We start from the raw sequence: 21,370 nt of genomic DNA on the forward strand, positions 1-21,370 counted from the left end.
CCTCACCCTGCAAATTCTGTGACGCAGAACGTTGGGCTTTGTTACAATTGGATTCACTTCGTTATTTTGAAAGTTAGTGCTTGCTAACCAGCCAATTAACAGGGAACAGTGTTGGCCACACCGCAATGTGTCCGCGAGCGACCATAATGAAATCACAACAATGTCGCCGTGCTGTTTGTCCCGGATAACAGGCGAGACGTTAACCGATTTCCAGGAACACTGAATGGAACTTTTGACCCAACTGCTGCATGCCCTTTGGGCGCAGGATTTTGAAACGCTGGCCAACCCTTCCATGATTGGCATGCTCTATTTTGTCTTGTTTATGATTCTGTTCCTTGAGAATGGTTTGCTGCCTGCAGCCTTCTTGCCGGGTGACAGTTTGCTGGTGCTTGTCGGCGTGCTGTGTGCTAAAGGCGCAATGGCGTTCCCGCAAACCATTTTATTACTGACCGTCGCGGCCAGCCTTGGCTGCTGGGTGAGCTATATCCAGGGAAGATGGCTGGGCAATACCCGAATAGTACAGAACTGGCTTTCCCATCTGCCTGCGCACTATCACCAGCGGGCACACCACCTGTTCCATAAGCATGGGCTTTCCGCGCTGCTGATTGGCCGCTTTATCGCCTTTGTGCGCACCCTGCTGCCCACCATTGCCGGGCTGTCCGGGTTGAGCAGCGCACGCTTCCAGTTCTTCAACTGGATGAGCGGCCTGTTATGGGTTCTGATCCTGACGACGCTGGGCTATGCGCTGGGTAAAACGCCGGTCTTCATGAAATATGAAGATCAGCTGATGTCCTGCCTGATGCTGCTGCCTGTTGTTCTGCTGGTCTTCGGCCTGATCGGCTCGCTGGTTGTCCTGTGGAAGAAAAAATACGGAGCGCGAGGTTAACGATGGTTATCTCACCGCTCGCCATGCGCCGCTTTGCCTGTGCCTTTATTGCACTGGTGATGCTCAGCGCCGTACTGCTGGCCTGGAACACGCTTTCACATCAGGACGCTACGCTGGCCATTCGCCCGGTAAACCAGGGGGGCGGTGTGCCTGACGGTTTTTCTGTCTGGCATCATCTGGATGCAAACGGCATCCGCTTTAAAAGCATCACCCCGCAGGACGATGTTTTACTGATTAAGTTTGATTCCCGTGCGCAGAGCGCTGCCGCGAAAGCGGTTCTTGACCGTACGCTGCCGCACGGCTATATCATTGCCCAGCAGGAAGATGACAACGCGCCAGCCGCGTGGTTATCATTGATTCGCGATACGTCGCATCGGTTTGGATAACTTCCTGGATTCCGAATCTTTTCACTCACTTTGGTGAATCCCCCGTTTACTTACTATGCTTAAGTACGCGGAGCACCCCTCGAATGTACTCCGCATCATTTTGGATAGCGGCTAACCCCGCAGCACAATGGAAGGTTTCGATAATGAAATTCCGCATGACCCTGGCTCTGGCCCTTTTTTCTTTAAGCACAACGACCTTCGCAAACTCTCTCTGTCAGGAGAAAGAACAGGATATTCAGCGTGAGATCGGTTATGCCGAAAAGCATAACAATCAGCACCGTGTTGATGGTCTCAAAAAAGCGCTGAGCGAAGTGAAAGCGAACTGTTCAGACAGCAAGCTGCGTGCCGATCACCAAAAGAAAATCGCTGAACAGAAGGACGAGATAGCCGAGCGCCGTCAAGACCTGCAGGAAGCGAAAGAGAAAGGGGATGCGGAAAAAATTGCTAAGCGCGAGAAGAAGTTGAAAGAGGCGCAGGACGACCTGAAAGCGCTGGAAGCTCGCGATTATTGAGTTAACGGAAATCTCAACAGGAGAGAATCATGTCAAAAGATACGACGTCTGAACATCTGCGCGCTGAACTGAAATCCCTGGCCGATACCCTTGAAGAGGTGCTGAACTCCTCTGCCGATAAGTCGAAAGAAGAAGTAAGCAAGCTGCGCAGCAAAGCGGAGCAGGCGCTGAAAGAGAGCCGCTACCGCCTGGGTGAAACCGGTGATGCACTGGCGAAACAGACCCGTGAAGCGGCTGCGCGCGCAGATGAATATGTGCGCGACAATCCATGGACGGGAGTTGGTATTGGTGCCGCAGTGGGTGTGGTACTGGGTGTCCTGCTGACGCGTCGTTGATATGGAAGATCCTCGTCACGCACAAGGGCCTGCTAATAACGTCCTCGGCATCGGCCAGCGTATTTTAACGACGCTGGTTGGGATTGCCGAAACGCGCGTCCGGCTGGCAGTGGTCGAACTGGAAGAGGAGAAAGCGAACCTCTTCCAGATGCTGCTGATGCTCGGGCTGACCATGCTCTTCGCCGCGTTTGGTCTGATGAGCCTGATGGTGTTAATCATCTGGGCCATTGACCCGCAGTATCGACTTAACGCGATGATTGCCACGACCGTCGTTCTGCTGGTCGCGGCGCTGATTGGCGGCATATGGACGATGCGTAAAGCGCGCAGGTCCACTTTCCTGCGCCACACGCGCCAGGAACTGGCTAACGATCGCGCCCTGCTGGAGGATGACAAGCCGTGAGCGATAAAGCGGAACGTCAGAAGCGAAAAGCGTACCTGTTAAGTCAGATCCAGCAGCAGCGGCTGGATCTGTCTGCCAGCCGCCGTGACTGGATCGACGCGACGCGACGGTTTGACCGTGGCTGGAATACCTTCCTGAGCCTGCGTTCGTGGGCGCTGGTCGGCAGCAGCGTGATGGCTATCTGGACGGTTCGTCATCCGAATATGCTCATCCGCTGGGCCCGACGCGGTTTTGGTGCCTGGAGCGCCTGGCGCCTGGTCAAAGCAACGCTGCGGCAACAACAGCTGCGGTGATAAACGCAAAACGGTAACTCAGGTTACCGTTTTTTGTTTTTGCCCTTCTCCCCGTGGGCTGAGGGCACCAGCGCGCACCTGCCCTTACTCAATATCTTTGAAGAAGATTGACAGTTTTCCTTGCTAACAATTGCTACCCGCCCCGTTTACACTCCTCTCCATCGACAGCAGAGCCGCGGTATCTACCCGGAATTGCAGACAAATAATGTTCAGCCGCTTATGTGGTTTCCTGGAGAGTAAAATGAAAAAATTAGAAGATGTTGGTGTACTGGTCGCGCGTATTCTGATGCCAATTCTGTTTATCGTGGCAGGCTGGGGCAAAATCACCGGATATGCGGGTACCCAGCAGTATATGGAAGCCATGGGCGTTCCGGGGTTCCTGCTGCCGCTGACCATTCTGCTTGAGTTTGGCGGCGGCCTGGCGGTTCTGTTCGGCTTCCTGACCCGCACCACAGCGCTGTTTACCGCAGGCTTCACCCTGCTGACCGCGTTCATCTTCCACAGCAACTTTGCTGAAGGCGTGAACTCACTGATGTTTATGAAAAACCTGACCATCGCGGGTGGCTTCCTGCTGCTGGCGATCACCGGCCCAGGCGCATACAGCATCGACCGCGTTCTGAATAAGAAATGGTAAGCACGCTATACTGAATAAACACAAAGCGAGGAGACATCTCCTCGCTTTTGCTATCTGACGGAGGAGTAAAAAATGGGACAACTCGTAGACGGCGTCTGGCAGGATGTCTGGTATGACACCAAATCCACCGGTGGACGCTTTAAGCGCTCTGTTTCGGCCTTCCGTAACTGGCTGACCGCCGACGGCGCACCCGGCCCGAGTGGCGAAGGGGGCTTCGCGGCGGAGAAAGATCGTTATCATCTGTACGTTTCCCTCGCCTGTCCGTGGGCGCACCGCACGCTGATTGTGCGCAAGCTAAAAGGCCTCGAATCCTTCATTCCGGTTTCAGTCGTCAACCCGTTGATGCTGGAAAACGGCTGGACGTTCGACAGTGATTTCCCCGCTGCGACCGGTGATGACCTGTATCACCACGATTTCCTCTACCAGCTCTATCTGCGCGCCGATCCGCACTACACCGGACGCGTGACCGTGCCGGTGCTGTGGGACAAGAAAAACCAGACGATCGTCAGCAATGAGTCCGCGGAAATCATCCGCATGTTCAATACCGCGTTTGATGCGCACGGCGCCCGCGCCGGGGATTACTACCCGGTTGAACTGCGCGATAAGATTGACGAGCTGAACAGCTGGATTTACGACAACGTCAACAACGGTGTCTATAAGGCCGGTTTCGCCACCAGCCAGGAAGCCTATGACGAAGCGGTCGGAAAGGTGTTTGAATCGCTGGAGCGCCTGGAGCAGATCCTGGGCCAGCATCGCTACCTGACGGGCGATCGCCTGACGGAAGCGGACATTCGCCTGTGGACCACGCTGGTTCGCTTTGACCCGGTCTATGTCACCCACTTTAAGTGCGATAAACACCGCATCAGCGACTACCTGAACCTGTATGGTTTCCTGCGAGACATCTACCAGATGCCGGGGATCGCGGAGACGGTCGATTTTGACCATATTCGCACTCACTATTTCCGCAGCCACAAGACCATCAACCCGACGGGCATCATCTCCATTGGCCCGTGGCAGGATCTGGATGAACCGCACGGGCGCGACGTGCGTTTCGGATAATTATTTAGGGAATCAAGTGATTCCCTTTTTTAATTCACAGCATACATCTATCCTTACCTCGATCGCTTAGAAAACAAGTGATTGACTGATTAAGAGGCAAGGAAAATGGACTGGTATTTAAAAGTACTGCGCAACTACGTTGGATTTGGTGGCCGCGCCCGCCGCAAAGAGTACTGGATGTTCGTTCTGGTGAACTTCGTCCTGATTATGGTGCTGGGCATCGTGGATAAAATCCTCGGCTGGGAGCGCGCCGGCGGTGAAGGCGTACTCACTACGATTTATGGCTTGCTGGTTTTGCTGCCTTCATGGGCCGTGCTGTTTCGTCGTCTCCACGACACCGATCGTTCGGCGTGGTGGCTGCTGTTGCTGTTGATCCCGCTTGTCGGCTGGATCGTGATTTTAATTTTCAACTGTCAGAACGGGACGCCGGGCGAAAACCGCTTTGGTCCGGATCCTAAGATCGGCGCGTAAATTACTGCCCGGTGGCGCTTACGCTTACCGGGCCTGCTCGCTTATTTGTTGTGATGCGCAAAGAGCTTTGGAATTTCGCGCAGGCACCACGATTTGGCTTCGCCCATGCTGTCGCGGCGCCACGCCATAATAATGTCCACTTCGCTGGTGTACTCCGGGCTCACCACCCTCAGTCGTCCTTCCGCAATATCTTTTTCGACAAACGGGTAGGGCATCGTCGCCACGCCCAAACCGGCAAGCAGCGCCTGCCGCTTGTTTTCCAGTGACGTGACCGTCAGACGAGGCTGTTTATCCAGCAGCTGAACCGTCAGCACCGGACGCTCACGCGCGGTATCCGCCACCGCCACGCCGCGGTACTTCACGCGCGTCACTTCAGAGAGCGGCTCCGGCTCCTGGTGAATCGGGTGATCCGGCGCGGCGACGTAAACGTTCATGACGCTGTAGAGCTTGCGCGAGTTGATTTCTGACGATGAGCGGAAATGCATGTCAGGCGCAATGACGATATCCGCCCTGCCCGTCTCCAGACGCTCCCACGCCCCGGCCAGCACCTCGGTGATGATTGACAGCTGCGTATTGGCCTTCGCCGCCAGGCGGTCCACCAGAGGGAACAGCGCTTCGGTCGGCACCAGCGCTTCGGTCACGAGCGTCAGATGCGTTTCCCAGCCACGCGCCAGCGCTTCGGCGTCTGTCGTCAGCTTATCCGCAGCTTCCAGCAGCACGCGGCCTCGCTCCAGCAGCATTCGACCGACATTGGTGAATTTTGTTCGATGACCGGAGCGGTCAAAAAGCACCACGTCCAGCTCTTCTTCCAGCTTCTGCATGGTGTAGCTCAGCGCAGACGGAACGCGCCCCAGTTCATCGGCCGCCGCCGCAAAACTGCCGCGCCGGTCAATCGCGTCCATGACGCGAAGCGCCTCAAGCGTCAATGCTCTCTCTTTAGCCATCTCGTTCTCATTCAGGAAATTTGAACATACCAGGCAGAATATCTGGCTAACAATGCAGCGTCCATACCTTTACCATTGTTTTAGTGTAAAGAGAGGTCAAGTTTATGATTACGACAAGAACAGCGAAACAGTGCGGACAAGCCGATTTCGGTTGGCTGCAGGCCCGCTACACCTTTTCCTTTGGACACTACTTTGACCCTAAACTCCTCGGTTACGCTTCACTGCGCGTGTTGAACCAGGAAGTGCTCGCCCCGGGCGCCTCCTTCCAGCCGCGTACGTATCCGAAAGTCGATATCCTGAACCTGATCCTGGAAGGCGAGGCAGAATACCGCGATAGCGAGGGCAATCATGTCCAGGCAAAGGCTGGCGAAGCGTTGTTAATTTCCACGCAGCCGGGCATCAGCTACAGCGAGCATAACCTCAGCAAAGACAAAACGCTGACGCGCATGCAGCTGTGGCTCGACGCCTGCCCTGAGCGAGAAAACCCGCTGGTGCAGAAAATAGATCTGAAGGGCGATAAACAGCAGCTGATTGCCTCGCCTGACGGCAGCAAGGACAGCTTGCAGCTGCGACAGCAGGTATGGCTGCACCATATCGAACTGAAAAAAGGTGAACAGGCAAGCTTCCAGCTGCACGGCCCGCGCGCCTATTTGCAGTCCATTCACGGTACGGTGCATGCGGTAACGCACGCGGAAGAGAAAGAAGCGCTCACCTGCGGCGACGGGGCGTTTATTCGTGACGAAGCGAATATCACCCTGGTGGCAGATACGCCGCTGCGCGCGCTGCTGATTGATTTGCCGGTGTAAGAGTTGCTCGATCGGTCCCTCTCCCCTTTGGGAAGAGGGACGAATGCCAATCGCTACACCTTACTCGCCATAATCTCAATAATCTGCCGGTCCGTTGCCTGCATTGAGCGGCACGCCAGCGCGCACAGGTTCGCGATCGACTGCTCCACGTCGTGCGCTACAATCCCCTCGTTGCCCGTCACGCCCGACTCATCCAGCGCCATCATCACGGCTTTCCAGGCGCTGGTGACGCTGGTCGAGACTTTCATGGCGCAGCTGTTAGACGCCCCGTCGCAGATCATCCCGCTGACGTCACCGATCATACTGCCGATGGCCATTGCAATCGTCTGATAGCTTCCGCCCAACAGCCACGCCATCCCTGCGGCGGCCCCCATACCGGCCGTTGTCGCCGCACATAGCGCGGACAAACGCGGAAGCTGGTAATGGATGTAGATAGCCGACAGATGCGAGAGCATCAGCGCCCGCGCCAGCCGTTCGTCATCGGCCTGAACATGTTCAGCGACCACGACAACCGGCATGGTGGCTGTAATTCCCTGATTCCCGGAGCCCGAGTTGCTCATCGCCGGCAGCGTCGCGCCGCCCATGCGGGCATCCGAGGCCGCGCTGGTGCGGATAACGATGTCTGAACCCAGATCCTGCGCCATCCATCCGCGTGCGCGCTGCTTATTGAGGGTGGCGCCAATGTGTAGCCCCCACTTCCCGCTAAGCCCTTCACGAGAGAGCGCGTCGTTCAGTTGCCCTGCTTCCAGGATAAAGCGGATCGCCTCGAACGGTACCTGTTCGACAAACTCCAGGATCTGCGAGAGCGTGGTGTTTGACAGTACAGCCAGCGGATCGTTACTTACCTCGGCCTGCCGCTCGTCAAGACTGAAGCGCGTTTCGCAGTGACAAACCACCTCCACCACGCGGGTATGTCCGCCCGCAATGGTCACCATGGCCGAGGCCTCACCGGCGTAGACGCAGGCACGTGAATAGAGGATCTCATCGCACGGCTCCTGCAATTTCACCTGCACCAGACCGGCGTTAAGCATTGCTTTGGCCCGCGCCAGCGCATCGGCGGTGACATCTTTCAGCACTTCCAGCCCCGCCTGCGCATTGCCACCGATGGCACCCAGCGCCGCCGCAATGGGCAGCCCGACCATGCCGGTGCCCGGCACCGTTACGCCAAGCCCGTTCTTCATCAGATTCGGCGATACCCACGCCTCAATCTTCGTGACGTCGCCGGGCAGTTGCTCTGCGGCAATCGCACAGGCAAGGGCCAGAGAAACGGGCTCGGTGCACCCCAGCGCAGGCTTAACTTCTTCCTGCACTACGCGAATAAATTGATTCCATAAAGGATGAGTTTGCTCAGACATCGTTACGACCTTATTTGCCCTCAGGAAAATGCGAGGAAAGGAGAAACACAAAGCAGCAGCCCGGTGATGACAATAATCACCAGCGATACGCCCTTATATTTATGCAGCGCCGGTACCTTGTAGACCAGCCACGCAGGGATCAGGCAGCCCACCATGCCGAAGATAGGGCTACAGATAGAGGTGAAGCTCAGTACCGGCGCGTTTAACACGATCGCGCTCCAGGCCAGCAGGATAGCGAACAGCATGATCCCGCGCTGGACGATGCTTTCATTAATACGTTCAGCCGGCATTTTACGGCGCAGGATATTCATCACGATCCCCTGCGTGGCTTCGCGGAAGCCGAGATAGACGCCGAAGAAGGCGGTCATCACGGCAAAAATATTGAGGATCACGCTGACGATTTTGACCCAGCCCGCGCCGTCGCCGCTGATAAACTGCGCCGCAATCGCCAGGGCGGAAATGTTCTGCTCGTAGGCTTTCACCGCTTCGTCGTGTCCCATCGCCAGGGTGAAAGAGACGGCGTAGAAGAAGACCGTGACAAAGAGTATGCCAAAGGCGATATTCATCGCCCGCAGCGCCTTATGACGCGCCACCTCAACGGATTTTTCCCGTGAACGATAGGAAATCACCATCGGGCTTAATGTCTGGATAAACAGAATGGAGGTTAAGGTAAAGGGCAGCGTAATAATGGCATTTTTTATCAGCAACCCCATCGGCGGCAGCATACCGACGTTGGCTAAATACCAGAGGCCGATCATTGAAAGCCCCAGCGCCGCCACCACAAATAATTTGGTCAGCACCATCAGGCTGGAGACTTTAAACAGCAGCTTTTCACCGCGCGAAGAGATGGCGACCAGAATACAGATCAGGAATAAGCCGTAGAAGGGATTTTCCGACAGCAACCCCTCGGTGAACCCGAAGGTGTGCAAATAGGATGCGCTGTCGTTGGTGATAGCCGTGGAATAGACAAACATCCAGATGACCAGCATCACGAAATAAAGTGCACCTAATAAGATGCCCCAGTTTTTACCTAAATAACCGCTAATCACGCTCGGGTAGTCTTTACATTCCGGGGATTCCGCCAGCGTATTAATAAATAATCGCTGGAAGAGGTACATGGCCGGATAGCCAATAATCGAGGAGAGCAAAAAGACCCACAGCCCCATTAATCCAACCTGCACCGGAAGAAAAACGATACCCGCGCCGATAGCCATCCCGATACTCATGATGACCCAGCCCGTGTCGGTGCTGTCGAATTTGATCGCCTCTCGCCATTCGCTTTCGCTCATTCCCGCCCGCCTTGCCGCAGGGGAATCACTCACAATCACACTGCTGTTTGTTGCCATATTCATTGGGCACTCGCTTATTTTGTAGGGTAAACAATTGTTTTTATTAGGTTCCGATCGCCAGCGATTGCGAGTCAGAGAGCAGCAGGTGTTTGTTATTGGTGTGAGGAAATCATAGCCGGAGCAAGGGAGAAAAAAGTCACAAGTTTTATAGGGATTTCCTGACACTGGAGGAAAAATTGCTACTGGAGGTGGAAACGAGGAGGGTATTTTCTAAATGTGACAATATTCACGAAATTAAAAGCCTCCTCTAAGGAGGAGGCACAATGGCAATTGGAATTACATCGCTTGCGTAAACGTCCGCGAAATCACGTCCTGCTGCTGCTCGCGCGTCAGAGCGTTAAACCGTACTGCATAGCCGGATACGCGAATTGTCAGGTTCGGGTAGTTCTCCGGATGGGCAATGGCATCCAGCAGCATCTCCCGGTTCATGACGTTGACGTTCAGGTGCTGCCCGCCCTCAATAGACGCTTCGTGATGGAAGTACCCATCCAGCAACCCCACCAGGTTGGTTTTGCGCACCAGTTCATCCTTGCCCAGCGCCTGCGGCACAATGGAGAAGGTATAGGAGATCCCGTCTTTCGCGTAGGTAAACGGCAGCTTGGCGACCGACGTTAGCGAAGCCACCGCCCCTTTCCTGTCGCGACCGTGCATCGGGTTGGCGCCAGGCGCAAACGGCGTGCCGCCGCGGCGTCCGTCCGGCGTGTTGCCCGTTTTCTGGCCGTAGACCACGTTGGAGGTGATAGTCAGGATCGACTGAGTCGGCACCGCGTTGCGATACGTCGGCAGCGCCTGGATCTTCTTCATAAATCGCTCCACCAGGTCGCAGGCGATGCTGTCCACGCGATCGTCATTATTGCCGTACTGCGGATAGTCCCCTTCGATGACGAAGTCCACCGCCAGGCCGGTGTGGTCGCGCACTGGTTTCACCGTGGCGTACTTAATCGCCGACAGGGAATCCGCCGCCACCGACAGCCCGGCAATGCCGCAGGCCATGGTGCGATAGACGTCACGATCGTGCAGCGCCATCAGCGAGGCTTCGTAACTGTACTTATCATGCATGTAGTGAATGAGATTCAGCGCGCTGATGTACTGCACCGCCAGCCAGTCCATAAAGTGGTCGAGGCTCGCCATCACGGTGTCGTAATCCAGCACCTCATCCAGCAGCGGCTCGGTTTTCGGGCCGACCTGGATCTTCAGCTTCTCGTCCACCCCGCCGTTGATCGCGTACAGCAGCGTTTTGGCGAGGTTGGCGCGTGCGCCAAAGAACTGCATCTGCTTGCCGATCACCATCGGGCTGACGCAGCAGGCAATGGCGTAGTCGTCGCTGTTGAAGTCGGCGCGCATAAGATCGTCGTTCTCATACTGCAGCGACGAGGTGACGATCGACACCTGCGCGGCGTATTTCTTAAACGCGATCGGCAGCTGTTCGGACCAGAGGATCGTCAGGTTTGGCTCCGGCGCAGGCCCCATGGTGTGCAGGGTATGCAGGTAGCGGAAGCTGTTTTTGGTCACCAGCGTACGGCCATCCAGCCCCATGCCGCCGATCACTTCCGTGGCCCAGATCGGATCGCCGGAGAAGAGCGTGTCGAACTCCGGCGTGCGCAGGAAGCGCACCATGCGGATCTTCATGATGAAGTGGTCGATCAGCTCCTGGGCCTGCACCTCGTTCAGCCGCCCCGCCTGCATGTCGCGTTCAATGTAGATATCAAGGAACGAGGCCGTGCGCCCCAGCGACATCGCCCCGCCGTTCTGAGATTTCACTGCGGCAAGGTAGGCAAAGTAGACCCACTGCACCGCTTCCTGCGCGTTCATCGCCGGACGTGAAATATCAAAGCCATAGTTCGCCGCCATCTGCTGGATCTGCAGCAGCGCGCGCCTGTGCTCCGCCAGCTCCTCGCGCAGGCGGATCGTTGCCTCCAGATCTTCGCCGCGCTCTAGCCTCCCCTGAAGATCGGCGAACTGAAGTTCACGCTCGCGCACCAGATAGCTGATGCCGTACAGCGCCACACGGCGGTAATCGCCGATAATGCGCCCGCGCCCGTAGCCGTCCGGCAGACCGGTCAGCACGCCAGATTTACGGCAGCGCATCATCTCCGGGGAGTAAACGTCAAACACGCCCTGGTTGTGGGTTTTACGCAGGTCGGTAAACAGGTATTCGAACTGCGGATCCATTTCCCGCCCGTAGGCTTCGAACGAGCTGCGGATCATATTGATCCCGCCGTACGGATGCAGGGCGCGCTTGAGCGGCTTGTCGGTTTGCAGGCCGACGATCGTCTCAAGATCCTGGTCGATATAGCCCGGTCCGTGGGCGGTAATGGTCGTGGCAATGTTGGTGTCGAAATCCACCGGGGCGTGGGTGGCATTCTCCTGGCGAATGCCGACCATCACCTTCTGCCACAGCGCCGTCGTTGCTGGCGTCGCCTGCGCGAGGAAAGCTTCATCGCCTTCATAAGGGGTGTAGTTATGCTGAATAAAATCGCGGACGTTAACGGCATTTTTCCACTCTTCACCGCGAAACCCGGCCCATGCGTCGCTGTAGGGCGCGACGCCCGTATCGATTGTTACTTTCATATGATTCTCGCTTTATCAGGCGTAAGCCGCAGCCGGGATGACCTTCCCAAGACGGAGGGCGTCCAGCGCGATCATTTTTTCTTCGTTGGTAGGGATAACCGCGCAGGTCACGCGGGACGACTCGGTGGAGATGACGCGCTCACCCGCGCTGCCCGGCAGAGCGTTTTTCGCCTCGTCGAGCGCGATGCCAAACACCTTCAGATGTTCCGCCACCAGCGCGCGGATCAGCGTGGAGTTTTCACCGATGCCGCCAGTGAAAATCACGCCATCCAGACGGTGCAGAGACGCGGCATGACCGGCGATATGCCGCGCTATGCGGTGGACAAAGGTATTTATCGCCAGCTGCGCCCGGTCATTGCCGTCATGCCAGGCTTTCTCCAGCGCGCGTAATTCGGAGGAGATACCGGAGATGCCCAGCAACCCGGACTCTTTGTTGACCACGCGCTCCAGATCCTCGAACGACTGACCGGTCTGCTGGGCAATCCACGCCATTGCGCCGAAGTCCACGTCGCCGCAGCGCGTGCCCATCACCAGCCCTTCCAGCGGCGTCATCCCCATTGAGGTATCGACGCTTTTACCGTTGCGCACCGCGCAGATGGACGCCCCGTTGCCGAGATGGGCAATCACCAGGCCGCTGTCATCGGGGGACAGCCCGAGGAGCGCGTGCGCCTGCCCGGACACGTAGCGGTGAGAGGTGCCGTGGAAACCGTAGCGGCGCACGCCCAGCTCTTCAAAATAGCGGTACGGCAGACCGTACAGATACGCCTGCGGCGCCATGGTCTGGTGGAAGCTGGTGTCAAATACCGCCACCTGCTGCACGCCGGGGAACAGGCGCTCTGCGGCTTCCACGCCGCTCAGATTGGCGTAGTTATGCAGCGGCGCCAGCGGGGAAACCAGGCGGATCTGCTCAATGACCTCTTCCGTGATGAGGGTCGACTCGCTGAAGAGATCGCCGCCGTGAGCGATGCGGTGGCCAATCAGGGCCACGCTGCTCATCAGGTCGCGCTTCTCCAGCTCGAGGGCGATGGCGGCCAGTGCCCCTTCGTAGTCCTGGTGAGCCAGTCTGACTGGCTCACCCCCGTTCACGGAAATAAAGGCTTTTTCAGTGTTGATGCCTTCCGCAATGCCCGTCAGCAGGGCATCGCAGCCTGCTGCGTCCAGCACCGAAAACTTAACGGAGGACGATCCGCAGTTAATAACCAGTACTACCGGAAATTCAGTCATGTGTTACTCCGCTCTTCCTGAGCTTTGGGTTAGAACAGTTTGTAAACGATATTCAGAATGGTCAGCAGGCCGACCACGGTCACGAAGATGTTCTCGGTCCGGCCTTTGTATTTCGCCAGCGCGGGCGCTTTACGAATGGCGTACATCGGCAGCAGACACAGCAGAGAGGCGATAATTGGCGCTCCCATGGCTTCAATAAGGTCGAGAATGTTCGGGTTGGCGTAGGCCACAATCCAGGTGGAGCCCATGATGAAAATCATGCTGATGGTGTTCAGCTTGCCGACGGAGACGTTCTTCTTATCGCCCTTGTAGCCGAACTTGAGGATCAGGCCGTTCAGCCCCTCCAGCGTGCCCAGGTAGTGGCCGAAGAAGGATTTAAAGATAGCGACCAGCGCGATGATGGAGGCGCCGTATTCCAGCACCGTGGCGAACGTGGATTTACTGCCCGACATCGAGGCAAAGTGGTTCGCCAGGTAAGAGAGCACCGGAATGTTCTGTGCTTTGGCATCCGCCATGTTCTGCGGAGAGAGCGTAAACAGGCAGCTAAAGGCGAAGAACATCACCACCGCCACCATCAGCAGGCTGGCGCGACCGATGATTTTGGAACATTTCTGCTCGGTGAATTCTTTCCCGAACTTCGGCTCGTACTCTTCGCGCTTGGAGACCACAAACGAGGAGACGATGGGCGAGAAGTTAAAGGAGAAGACCATGATGGAGATCCCCAGCCACACCGTGACCAGAATGCCGTCATGACCGGTAAAGGCGATATCGCTCAGGTTGACCTGGTCGATCACCGCCGAGTTCCAGTACGGGATCAGCGACAGGGAAATCAGCACCAGGCTGGCAATGAACGGGAACACCAGGTAGCTCATCACCTTAACCATCAGGTCTTTCCCGAACCAGATCACAAAGGCCATCAGCAGCAGCAGGAACAGCGCCACCACGCCGCGGTTCAGCGCAGGCATCTGGAGCTGGTTTTCCCAGAAGGTCATAAAGGTGTTAGTAATGGTGACGCCGTAAATCCACAGCAGCGGGCAAATGGCGAAGAAGTAGAGGAAGGTGATCACCACCCCACCGGTTTTCCCGAAGTGCTCTTCCACCGTCTCGGTGATGTTGCCGGAGACGTTGCTGCCGGACAAACAGAGGCGCGCCAGCGCACGGTGGCAGTAAAACGCAATCGGGAAGGCGAGTACCAGCATCAGCAGGATGGGGATCAGTCCGCCAAAGCCTGCGCGAATGGGGAAGAACAGCACGCCTGCGCCAATGGCGGTACCAAACAGGCCGAGCGTCCATGTGGTGTCAGACTTACGCCAGGAGGACGTTTTTGTCTGGCCAACGATAATGCTTTCTGTGTTGCTCATAGGTCACCTTTATGCGTCAACGAAGCCGGTAATTTGGGAAACACGGGAGAGATCGATATTGCCGCCGGAAATAATGCAGACGGTTTTACGGCCCTGAATATAGTGGTCAAGCTTGCCGCTTAATAACGCCGCGCAGGCCAGCGCGCCCGCACCTTCCGTCACCACTTTATTTCGCTGAATAAGGGCAATCATACTGTTGCGAATATCGTCTTCACTCACCAGCACAATGTCATCGACCAGTTCACGAACAATTTCGAAGGTTAATTTACCCGGACGAGACACGTCGCAGCCGTCGGCTAATGTGCCGGTAACGCGATGGTTGGTTATTTCTCCGGCCTGCCAGGAAGCCGCCATGCCGTGAACGTTTTCAGACTGTACGCCGATAATATTGATTGTCGGGTTGATGGATTTAATTGCCGTTGCAATACCGGCAATTAAGCCGCCGCCGCCGATAGGGACAATCACGTTATCCACGTCGTAGAGATCTTCGAGAATTTCGAGGCCGATGGTGCCCTGCCCGGCAATGACTTTCGGATCGTCATAAGGCGGAATAAATATGCGCCCTTCCATCTCGACGATTTCGCTCACCTTAGCGATGGTGTCGTTAAAGTTCTCGCCGTGCAGCACCACTTCCGCCGAATAGTCGCGGGTAGCGGCGACCTTGGATTTTGGCGCGCCCATCGGCATCACCACTTTACCGTCGATACCGAGCATGGCGCAGGAGAGCGACACCCCCTGAGCGTGGTTTCCTGCGGAGCAGGCCACTACCCCTTTGCGTTTTTCTGCGTCCGTCAATGAACTTAACTTATTAAACGCCCCGCGTATTTTAAACGAACCGGTACGCTGCATATTTTCAAATTTCAGGAATATCTCACCCTTACAGCGTTCGCTGAGATAATTTGAGCGCGGCATGCCGGTTTTATAAATTTTCCCCGCCAGGCGTTTTCTGGCGTCCTGAATATCTTCAATGGTCACCGGGAGATCGTAGGTAATGTGCATAATATCCTCGTTATAATAATTCATTCTTTTCAGGCAAAGTCAGGGTATCAGAGCGTTAAAAAGCGTCGCTCCGGGTGTTTTAAAACTTAATTATTTCTATCGTCGTTTATCGATATCCATCGACGAATATTGTTTTGCCAGTTCAACTAATACTGACGCCGATTTTTTAATACTGTAATTTTTCGACCACACGGCGGCATAGCGCGCCACGGGTAATTCATCTTCCACGGGCAGCACAATAAACTGGTCTGAGCCGAACGGCGCAATCATGTCGCGGGGGATCACCGTCAGATAATCGGCATTCAGGACAAGGTTATAGATAGTGACGACGGAATCGGTCTGGACGATGTTTTCAATGCTGATGCGGTTGTCTTGCAGGGTGGTCAGGAGTTCGTTGTAGTAGCCCATATCGGTTTGCGGCATCACCCACTGCTCATGCGTAAGTGATGCCAGTCTGGTCGGGCCGGTGCACGTTCGTGATTTACTCGCCACCAGCACAAACTCGGATTCAAACAGTGGCTCAACGTGAAGATCCTGAAGCAACATTCCGTCGCTCAGCGTGCCGATGGCAAAATCCAGCCGACCGTCGCGAATGGCGGGCAGGAATGAAGAGAGCTGCGCTTCATACATGGAGACGCGCGCTTTCGGGAACACTTCCCTGAATTTTTTGATCATCTCAGACAGGAAGGTGAAGCCAATCAGCGACGGATAGCCAAAGGAGACGTCCATGACGGTACTGAAACTGAGGCTGTTGATTTCGCTCACCATGTTTTTCATTTCGCGGGTGATCGACTCAGCGTATGACAGCAGCACCTGACCAGCGGCAGTGAGTTTTACGCCGGTGTTTTTACGCACCATCACTTCCACCCCGAAGTAGGATTCGATGTCGCTGATGATTTTGCTGACGGCGGGTTGCGTCAGGCCTAGTTGTCTTGCGGCAGAACCTATGGAGCCACTTTTAATGACTTCCTGAAATACCACGAGGTGCTGAGTTTTCGGTAGAATAATAGTGTTCATAATATTCTGCGCTTATTTCCCTATGACGCAGCGGATTCTACCCAATAATGTTTCAGGGGGTATGTGCTGTTACTCACAATTTGCTTCCCCGCGCATTTTACGGGCACAACAAGAACCTAAAAAAATACTTTATAATCAATGCCATATAAAATTAAAAGCACACCATTACGCTGATATCGATCAATAAAATCAGCAGTAATAAATTTATTTTATGGCGATAACCTTGATAAATTTCCCTGCGTTAAATAAATCAATAAAGACGAACTTTCAGACAATTAAAGGCCAATAAATAACCGTTATTCCTTTTAAACATTCTTTCAAATTATCAAATTTTGCAGAGGATTTTTGGACAGCTTTTTATAAACAGTGGAATACGTCACACATTCATAGCCTGAATGTTTTTAATTTCAATATGTTTATATCAAATAAGAAAATATTTGCGATCGTTCAGTTAACATTCGCAACAAATTAACAATACTGTAAATTCACCATTTTTTAGGGTGAAATTTTGTGATAGTGATCGTTTGCGGTAGGCATAGCGATGCCTGAAAGGGTCATGCAGTGAAATGTGCTTAATGTCGCAAATATGAGAATTGATGTCGTTTGTGCGAGTTGCCGGGTAGCGATGCGCATACCTGGGCTACGAAACCCTAAAAGCAAAAACCCCGCCGAAGCGGGGTTCTGGAAGAAGTTGAAGCTGACCGATAAGCCGGGTTCTGTCGTGGACAGTCATTCATCTAGGCCAGCAATCGCTCACTGGCTCAAGCAGCCTACCCGGGTTCAGTACGGGCCGTACCATGTGAACCCCTATTTGGCCTTGCTCCGGGTGGAGTTTACCGTGCCACGGACTGTTACCAGCCGCGCGGTGCGCTCTTACCGCACCCTTTCACCCTTACCTGATCCCGCTTGCGCGGGCCATCGGCGGTTTGCTCTCTGTTGCACTGGTCGTGGGTTTCCCCCCCAGGCGTTACCTGGCACCCTGCCCTATGGAGCCCGGACTTTCCTCCCCTCCGCCCGTCTCCCCCGAAAGGGACGACGACGAAGCGGCGACTGTCTGGTCAGCTTCGGCGCGCAGTATAGAGGGTTTGCACGCCGCTGTCACCCTCAGGTGCGGGCAAGATGCTATTAACGCGCCACTTCCACCTTCGCCAGTTTTTCGTAGTAGCACGCAATCGCGCTGTGATCGGCCGTGCCTAGGCCATCCGCACGCAGCGCCTGCATCATCTCCATAACCGCAGCGGTCAGCGGCAGCTGTGCACCCACGCCGTGAGACGTATCCAGCGCGTTCGCCAGATCTTTGATGTGCAGATCAATGCGGAAACCGGGTTTGAAATTACGATCCATCACCATCGGCGCTTTGGCATCCAGCACCGTACTGCCCGCCAGACCGCCACGGATTGCCTGATAGACCAGGTCCGGATTGACGCCCGCCTTCGTTGCCAGCGTCAGCGCTTCAGACATGGCGGCAATGTTCAGCGCCACAATCACCTGGTTCGCGAGCTTGGTAACGTTGCCCGCGCCAATGTCTCCGGTATGCACTACGGAGCCTGCCATCGCTTTCATCAGGTCATAGTATTTGTCGAACACGGCCTTATCGCCGCCCACCATCACCGACAGGGTACCGTCGATGGCTTTCGGCTCGCCGCCGCTGACGGGCGCATCCAGCATCTCTACGCCCTTCGCTTTTAACGCCTCGCTGATTTCACGGCTCGCGAGCGGGGCAATAGAGCTCATATCAATCAGCACCAGGCCCGGCTTCGCACCCTCGATGATGCCGTTCTCCCCAAGCGCGACCTCTTTGACGTGAGGGGAATTTGGCAGCATGGTGATGATGACATCGCACCGCTCAGCAATGGCTTTAGGGGTAGTAGCTGTTTCCGCGCCCGCCGCCATCACCTCAGCCACAGACTGTGGATTGTGATCGGATACCACCAGTGAGTAACCCGCTTTAATCAGGTTCTTACTCATTGGTTTACCCATGATCCCAAGACCAATAAAACCCACTTTCAGCGTCATAATCTGTTTCCTCAATGATGGTTATTTTTTAAAAGCGTCCGCTAATTTCTGCGTAGCTGAGCGGAACACGCCGAGGTCGCTGCCGACGGCAACGAACGTGGCTCCCCACTCCAGGTAGCGGCGGGCATCGGCTTCAACCGGCGCCAGAATGCCGCACGGTTTGCCGTGCGCTTTGGCGCGGGCAAAGATGTGCTGGATTGCGCGCTGTACGTCCGGGTGGCTGGCGTTGCCCAGATGCCCAAACGCCGCAGCCAGATCGCTTGGACCGACGAAGATACCGTCCACGCCGTCTGTGGCTGCAATCGCATCGACGTTATCAACGCCCTGCTGGCTTTCAATCTGAACCAGAATAGTGATGTTGCTATTGGACTGGGCGAAATAGTCCGGCACGGTGCCAAACATGTTGGCGCGGTGCGATACCGAGACGCCGCGGATCCCTTCCGGCGGATAGCGCGTTGAGGCCACGGCCAGCGCCGCCTGTTCTTCCGTTTCCACAAACGGGATCAGGAAATTGTAGAAACCGATATCCAGTAGACGCTTGATAATCACCGGCTCGTTCGTTGGCACGCGCACTACCGGAGTGCTGGGGCTACCTTTCAGCGCCATCAGCTGCGGAATAAAGGTGCTGATATCGTTCGGCGCGTGCTCGCCGTCCAGCACCAGCCAGTCGAATCCGGCCAGGCCTAACACTTCGGTGCTGATAGGGTTTGCCAGCGCGGACCAACAGCCAATCTGAATCTGGTGCGCCGCGAGGGCAGCTTTAAACTTATTCGGGAAGATATCGTTATTCATCACTTAACCCTTTTTTAATTCCGCAGTTTTCGCCAGTAATATTTATTCCAGAACAGATTCTTTATATTTATTTCTCTGACTGAATGGTGGCGTTATAAAATCGTCATTCAGTATAATCGGCTCTACACGTCAGCACATTGTTTTGATGCTCAAGTATTGCGTTACATCTCAATGCTATTTTGAGCATATGCACAAAGCAGTGGGCGCTAATGCACAGAATCAAGGATTAGTCCGCCTGAAACGATCGCGATCACATTTTCACTTTTCTTCTCCTGACATGCTTTATTTCTACGTTAAGAAAACGATTATCCAACGAGTTATTTTTCATAGCTAAAACTTTGCCGGAGAAGAGTGAATAATGACCGATATTGCAATTAGAGAGGCACCCCCGACGGCGTTTTATATTAAGGTTCACGATACGGATAACGTGGCGATTATTGTCAACGACAATGGCTTAAAAGCAGGCACCCGCTTCCCGGACGGGCTGGAGCTAATTGAGCATATTCCGCAGGGGCACAAGGTCGCGTTGGTCGATATTCCTGCCCACGGTGAAATCGTACGCTACGGCGAAGTCATCGGCTATGCGGTAAGCGCTATCCCGCAGGGTAGCTGGATTGAGGAGTCGCTGGTGGCGCTGCCAGAAGCACCGCCGCTGAATACGCTTCCGCTGGCGACCCGCGTTCCTGAAGCTTTGCCGCCGCTGGAGGGCTATACCTTTGAAGGCTACCGCAATGCGGACGGTAGCGTCGGCACCAAAAACCTGCTCGGCATTACCACCAGCGTGCACTGCGTGGCGGGCGTGGTGGATTACGTGGTGAAAATCATTGAACGCGATCTGCTGCCAAAGTACCCGAACGTCGACGGCGTGGTGGGACTGAACCACCTCTACGGCTGCGGCGTGGCAATTAACGCGCCCGCTGCGGTGGTGCCTATCCGGACCATCCACAATATTGCCCTGAACCCCAACTTTGGCGGCGAGGTGATGGTAATCGGTCTCGGCTGTGAAAAATTGCAGCCAGAGCGCCTGCTTCAGGGCTCCGAAGATGTCAAAGCCATCCCGGCTGACGGGGCCAGCATCGTGCGCCTGCAGGACGAGCGCCACGTTGGTTTTCGTTCAATGGTCGACGATATTTTGCAGGTAGCAGAGCATCATCTGGACAAACTCAACCGCCGCCAGCGCGAAACGTGTCCGGCGTCGGAACTGGTGGTGGGAACACAATGCGGCGGCAGCGATGCGTTTTCCGGCGTGACGGCCAACCCGGCAGTGGGCTATGCGTCCGATCTGCTGGTTCGCTGCGGCGCCACGGTGATGTTCTCCGAGGTAACCGAAGTGCGTGACGCCATCCATCTGCTGACGCCGCGCGCAGTCAACGAAGAGGTGGGCAAACGCCTGCTGGAGGAGATGGCCTGGTACGATAACTATCTCGATATGGGCAAAACGGACCGCAGCGCCAACCCTTCGCCGGGCAACAAGAAAGGCGGCCTGGCGAACGTGGTGGAAAAAGCCCTCGGTTCGATTGCCAAATCCGGCCAGAGCGCCATTGCAGAGGTGCTCTCTCCGGGACAGCGCCCGACGAAACGCGGCCTGATCTACGCGGCAACGCCGGCCAGCGATTTTGTGTGCGGCACGCAGCAGGTCGCATCCGGCATTACGGTGCAGGTCTTTACCACCGGGCGCGGCACGCCGTACGGCCTGATGGCGGTGCCCGTGATCAAAATGGCGACACGCACCGCGCTGGCAAACCGCTGGTATGATTTGATGGACATCAACGCGGGCACCATCGCCACTGGAGAAGAGAGTATTGAGGACGTGGGCTGGAAGCTGTTCCATTTTATTCTGGACGTAGCGAGCGGGAGGAAGAAAACTTTCTCGGACCAGTGGGGATTGCATAACCAGCTGGCGGTATTTAACCCGGCACCGGTGACGTGATGGCCCCTCAGCCTTCCCTCTCCCCATAGG

General features: G+C 55.6%; 21 protein-coding genes and 1 other RNA gene. 11 read left to right on the top strand and 11 right to left on the bottom strand.

Features of this window, described 5'->3' with window-relative positions:
• The first annotated feature begins 223 nt into the window (after positions 1-223).
• The 9 genes from yqjA (at position 224) to INF77_RS06645 (ending at position 4,976) form a co-directional block, all read left to right on the top strand.
• Positions 224-886, top strand: a complete 663-nt coding sequence (gene yqjA / locus INF77_RS06605) for a DedA family general envelope maintenance protein YqjA (RefSeq protein WP_008503144.1) — start codon at positions 224-226, stop codon at positions 884-886.
• Between the two features lie 2 nt (positions 887-888).
• Positions 889-1,272: an EnvZ/OmpR regulon moderator MzrA gene (gene mzrA, locus INF77_RS06610; RefSeq protein ID WP_193532111.1), complete on the top strand. Its 384-nt coding sequence runs from the start codon at positions 889-891 to the stop codon at positions 1,270-1,272.
• A gap of 143 nt (positions 1,273-1,415) precedes the next feature.
• Positions 1,416-1,784, top strand: a complete 369-nt coding sequence (locus tag INF77_RS06615) for a DUF1090 domain-containing protein (protein ID WP_028014508.1) — start codon at positions 1,416-1,418, stop codon at positions 1,782-1,784.
• A 29-nt stretch (positions 1,785-1,813) separates the two neighbouring features.
• Positions 1,814-2,119, top strand: a complete 306-nt coding sequence (locus tag INF77_RS06620) for a YqjD family protein (protein ID WP_008503141.1) — start codon at positions 1,814-1,816, stop codon at positions 2,117-2,119.
• 1 nt (position 2,120) lies between these two features.
• On the top strand, positions 2,121-2,519 hold the full coding sequence (locus tag INF77_RS06625) for a phage holin family protein (RefSeq protein ID WP_041907961.1): 399 nt from the start codon (positions 2,121-2,123) through the stop codon (positions 2,517-2,519).
• On the top strand, positions 2,516-2,812 hold the full coding sequence (locus tag INF77_RS06630; RefSeq protein WP_014885330.1) for a YqjK-like family protein: 297 nt from the start codon (positions 2,516-2,518) through the stop codon (positions 2,810-2,812). Before INF77_RS06625 ends, INF77_RS06630 begins: the two co-directional genes overlap by 4 nt.
• A 241-nt stretch (positions 2,813-3,053) precedes the next feature.
• Positions 3,054-3,446, top strand: a complete 393-nt coding sequence (locus INF77_RS06635; protein WP_014833394.1) for a DoxX family protein — start codon at positions 3,054-3,056, stop codon at positions 3,444-3,446.
• Positions 3,447-3,518: 72 nt separating this feature from the next.
• The gene (locus tag INF77_RS06640) at positions 3,519-4,505 is read left to right on the top strand and encodes a glutathione S-transferase family protein (protein ID WP_048999509.1); all 987 of its coding nucleotides are present in this window, start codon (positions 3,519-3,521) and stop codon (positions 4,503-4,505) included.
• Between the two features lie 105 nt (positions 4,506-4,610).
• Positions 4,611-4,976 (top strand): DUF805 domain-containing protein, encoded by a 366-nt coding sequence (locus INF77_RS06645; RefSeq protein WP_193532112.1) that lies wholly within the window; start codon positions 4,611-4,613, stop codon positions 4,974-4,976.
• A gap of 41 nt (positions 4,977-5,017) precedes the next feature.
• Here the strand turns inward: INF77_RS06645 and yhaJ are convergent, their stop codons facing one another.
• Positions 5,018-5,920 carry a DNA-binding transcriptional regulator YhaJ gene (gene yhaJ / locus INF77_RS06650; protein ID WP_041907956.1) on the bottom strand — a complete coding sequence of 301 codons (903 nt, stop codon included), beginning with the start codon at positions 5,918-5,920 and terminating at the stop codon, positions 5,018-5,020.
• 104 nt (positions 5,921-6,024) lie between these two features.
• Here yhaJ and INF77_RS06655 point away from each other — a divergent pair, with 104 nt between their 5' ends.
• Positions 6,025-6,726, top strand: coding sequence for a pirin family protein (locus tag INF77_RS06655; protein ID WP_028014512.1), 702 nt, complete (start codon positions 6,025-6,027; stop codon positions 6,724-6,726).
• Positions 6,727-6,779: 53 nt separating this feature from the next.
• Here INF77_RS06655 and INF77_RS06660 read toward each other — a convergent pair whose 3' ends face one another.
• The 10 genes from INF77_RS06660 to garL form a co-directional block, all read right to left on the bottom strand.
• The gene (locus tag INF77_RS06660) at positions 6,780-8,081 is read right to left on the bottom strand and encodes a serine dehydratase subunit alpha family protein (protein ID WP_193532113.1); all 1,302 of its coding nucleotides are present in this window, start codon (positions 8,079-8,081) and stop codon (positions 6,780-6,782) included.
• Positions 8,082-8,101: 20 nt separating this feature from the next.
• Positions 8,102-9,433 (bottom strand): amino acid permease, encoded by a 1,332-nt coding sequence (locus INF77_RS06665; RefSeq protein ID WP_193532114.1) that lies wholly within the window; start codon positions 9,431-9,433, stop codon positions 8,102-8,104.
• A gap of 273 nt (positions 9,434-9,706) precedes the next feature.
• Positions 9,707-12,001, bottom strand: a complete 2,295-nt coding sequence (gene pflB, locus INF77_RS06670; RefSeq protein ID WP_150145176.1) for a formate C-acetyltransferase — start codon at positions 11,999-12,001, stop codon at positions 9,707-9,709.
• Positions 12,002-12,016: 15 nt separating this feature from the next.
• Positions 12,017-13,225 carry a propionate kinase gene (gene tdcD, locus INF77_RS06675; RefSeq protein WP_193532115.1) on the bottom strand — a complete coding sequence of 403 codons (1,209 nt, stop codon included), beginning with the start codon at positions 13,223-13,225 and terminating at the stop codon, positions 12,017-12,019.
• A gap of 29 nt (positions 13,226-13,254) precedes the next feature.
• The gene (tdcC, locus tag INF77_RS06680) at positions 13,255-14,586 is read right to left on the bottom strand and encodes a threonine/serine transporter TdcC (protein ID WP_045260100.1); all 1,332 of its coding nucleotides are present in this window, start codon (positions 14,584-14,586) and stop codon (positions 13,255-13,257) included.
• Between the two features lie 9 nt (positions 14,587-14,595).
• Positions 14,596-15,585: a bifunctional threonine ammonia-lyase/L-serine ammonia-lyase TdcB gene (tdcB, locus tag INF77_RS06685; RefSeq protein ID WP_045260157.1), complete on the bottom strand. Its 990-nt coding sequence runs from the start codon at positions 15,583-15,585 to the stop codon at positions 14,596-14,598.
• A 96-nt stretch (positions 15,586-15,681) separates the two neighbouring features.
• On the bottom strand, positions 15,682-16,602 hold the full coding sequence (tdcA, locus tag INF77_RS06690; protein WP_045260099.1) for a transcriptional regulator TdcA: 921 nt from the start codon (positions 16,600-16,602) through the stop codon (positions 15,682-15,684).
• A 689-nt stretch (positions 16,603-17,291) separates the two neighbouring features.
• An RNA gene (rnpB, locus tag INF77_RS06695) (RNase P RNA component class A) lies at positions 17,292-17,668 on the bottom strand.
• A gap of 59 nt (positions 17,669-17,727) precedes the next feature.
• On the bottom strand, positions 17,728-18,618 hold the full coding sequence (gene garR / locus INF77_RS06700) for a 2-hydroxy-3-oxopropionate reductase (protein ID WP_136343815.1): 891 nt from the start codon (positions 18,616-18,618) through the stop codon (positions 17,728-17,730).
• 21 nt (positions 18,619-18,639) lie between these two features.
• Complete coding sequence (gene garL / locus INF77_RS06705) at positions 18,640-19,410, bottom strand: 2-dehydro-3-deoxyglucarate aldolase (protein WP_028014520.1); 771 nt, start codon at positions 19,408-19,410, stop codon at positions 18,640-18,642.
• A gap of 358 nt (positions 19,411-19,768) precedes the next feature.
• On the opposite strand from garL, the gene garD reads away from it, so the two are divergent.
• The gene (gene garD / locus INF77_RS06710; RefSeq protein ID WP_193532322.1) at positions 19,769-21,340 is read left to right on the top strand and encodes a galactarate dehydratase; all 1,572 of its coding nucleotides are present in this window, start codon (positions 19,769-19,771) and stop codon (positions 21,338-21,340) included.
• Positions 21,341-21,370: the final 30 nt, after the last annotated feature.

The sequence above is a fragment of the Enterobacter cloacae complex sp. P1B genome (assembly GCF_014982345.1).
Lineage (GTDB): Bacteria > Pseudomonadota > Gammaproteobacteria > Enterobacterales > Enterobacteriaceae > Enterobacter > Enterobacter bugandensis.

Bases quoted from the DNA above. Each gene is read 5' to 3' on its own strand.
- yqjA (WP_008503144.1), top strand. From the start codon at position 224: ATGGAACTTTTGACCCAACTGCTGCATGCCCTTTGGGCGCAGGATTTT.
- mzrA (WP_193532111.1), top strand. From the start codon at position 889: ATGGTTATCTCACCGCTCGCCATGCGCCGCTTTGCCTGTGCCTTTATT.
- INF77_RS06615 (WP_028014508.1), top strand. From the start codon at position 1,416: ATGAAATTCCGCATGACCCTGGCTCTGGCCCTTTTTTCTTTAAGCACA.
- INF77_RS06620 (WP_008503141.1), top strand. From the start codon at position 1,814: ATGTCAAAAGATACGACGTCTGAACATCTGCGCGCTGAACTGAAATCC.
- INF77_RS06625 (WP_041907961.1), top strand. From the start codon at position 2,121: ATGGAAGATCCTCGTCACGCACAAGGGCCTGCTAATAACGTCCTCGGC.
- INF77_RS06635 (WP_014833394.1), top strand. From the start codon at position 3,054: ATGAAAAAATTAGAAGATGTTGGTGTACTGGTCGCGCGTATTCTGATG.
- INF77_RS06640 (WP_048999509.1), top strand. From the start codon at position 3,519: ATGGGACAACTCGTAGACGGCGTCTGGCAGGATGTCTGGTATGACACC.
- INF77_RS06645 (WP_193532112.1), top strand. From the start codon at position 4,611: ATGGACTGGTATTTAAAAGTACTGCGCAACTACGTTGGATTTGGTGGC.
- yhaJ (WP_041907956.1), bottom strand. From the start codon at position 5,920: ATGGCTAAAGAGAGAGCATTGACGCTTGAGGCGCTTCGCGTCATGGAC.
- INF77_RS06655 (WP_028014512.1), top strand. From the start codon at position 6,025: ATGATTACGACAAGAACAGCGAAACAGTGCGGACAAGCCGATTTCGGT.
- INF77_RS06660 (WP_193532113.1), bottom strand. From the start codon at position 8,081: ATGTCTGAGCAAACTCATCCTTTATGGAATCAATTTATTCGCGTAGTG.
- INF77_RS06665 (WP_193532114.1), bottom strand. From the start codon at position 9,433: ATGAATATGGCAACAAACAGCAGTGTGATTGTGAGTGATTCCCCTGCG.
- pflB (WP_150145176.1), bottom strand. From the start codon at position 12,001: ATGAAAGTAACAATCGATACGGGCGTCGCGCCCTACAGCGACGCATGG.
- tdcD (WP_193532115.1), bottom strand. From the start codon at position 13,225: ATGACTGAATTTCCGGTAGTACTGGTTATTAACTGCGGATCGTCCTCC.
- tdcC (WP_045260100.1), bottom strand. From the start codon at position 14,586: ATGAGCAACACAGAAAGCATTATCGTTGGCCAGACAAAAACGTCCTCC.
- tdcB (WP_045260157.1), bottom strand. From the start codon at position 15,585: ATGCACATTACCTACGATCTCCCGGTGACCATTGAAGATATTCAGGAC.
- tdcA (WP_045260099.1), bottom strand. From the start codon at position 16,602: ATGAACACTATTATTCTACCGAAAACTCAGCACCTCGTGGTATTTCAG.
- garR (WP_136343815.1), bottom strand. From the start codon at position 18,618: ATGACGCTGAAAGTGGGTTTTATTGGTCTTGGGATCATGGGTAAACCA.
- garL (WP_028014520.1), bottom strand. From the start codon at position 19,410: ATGAATAACGATATCTTCCCGAATAAGTTTAAAGCTGCCCTCGCGGCG.
- garD (WP_193532322.1), top strand. From the start codon at position 19,769: ATGACCGATATTGCAATTAGAGAGGCACCCCCGACGGCGTTTTATATT.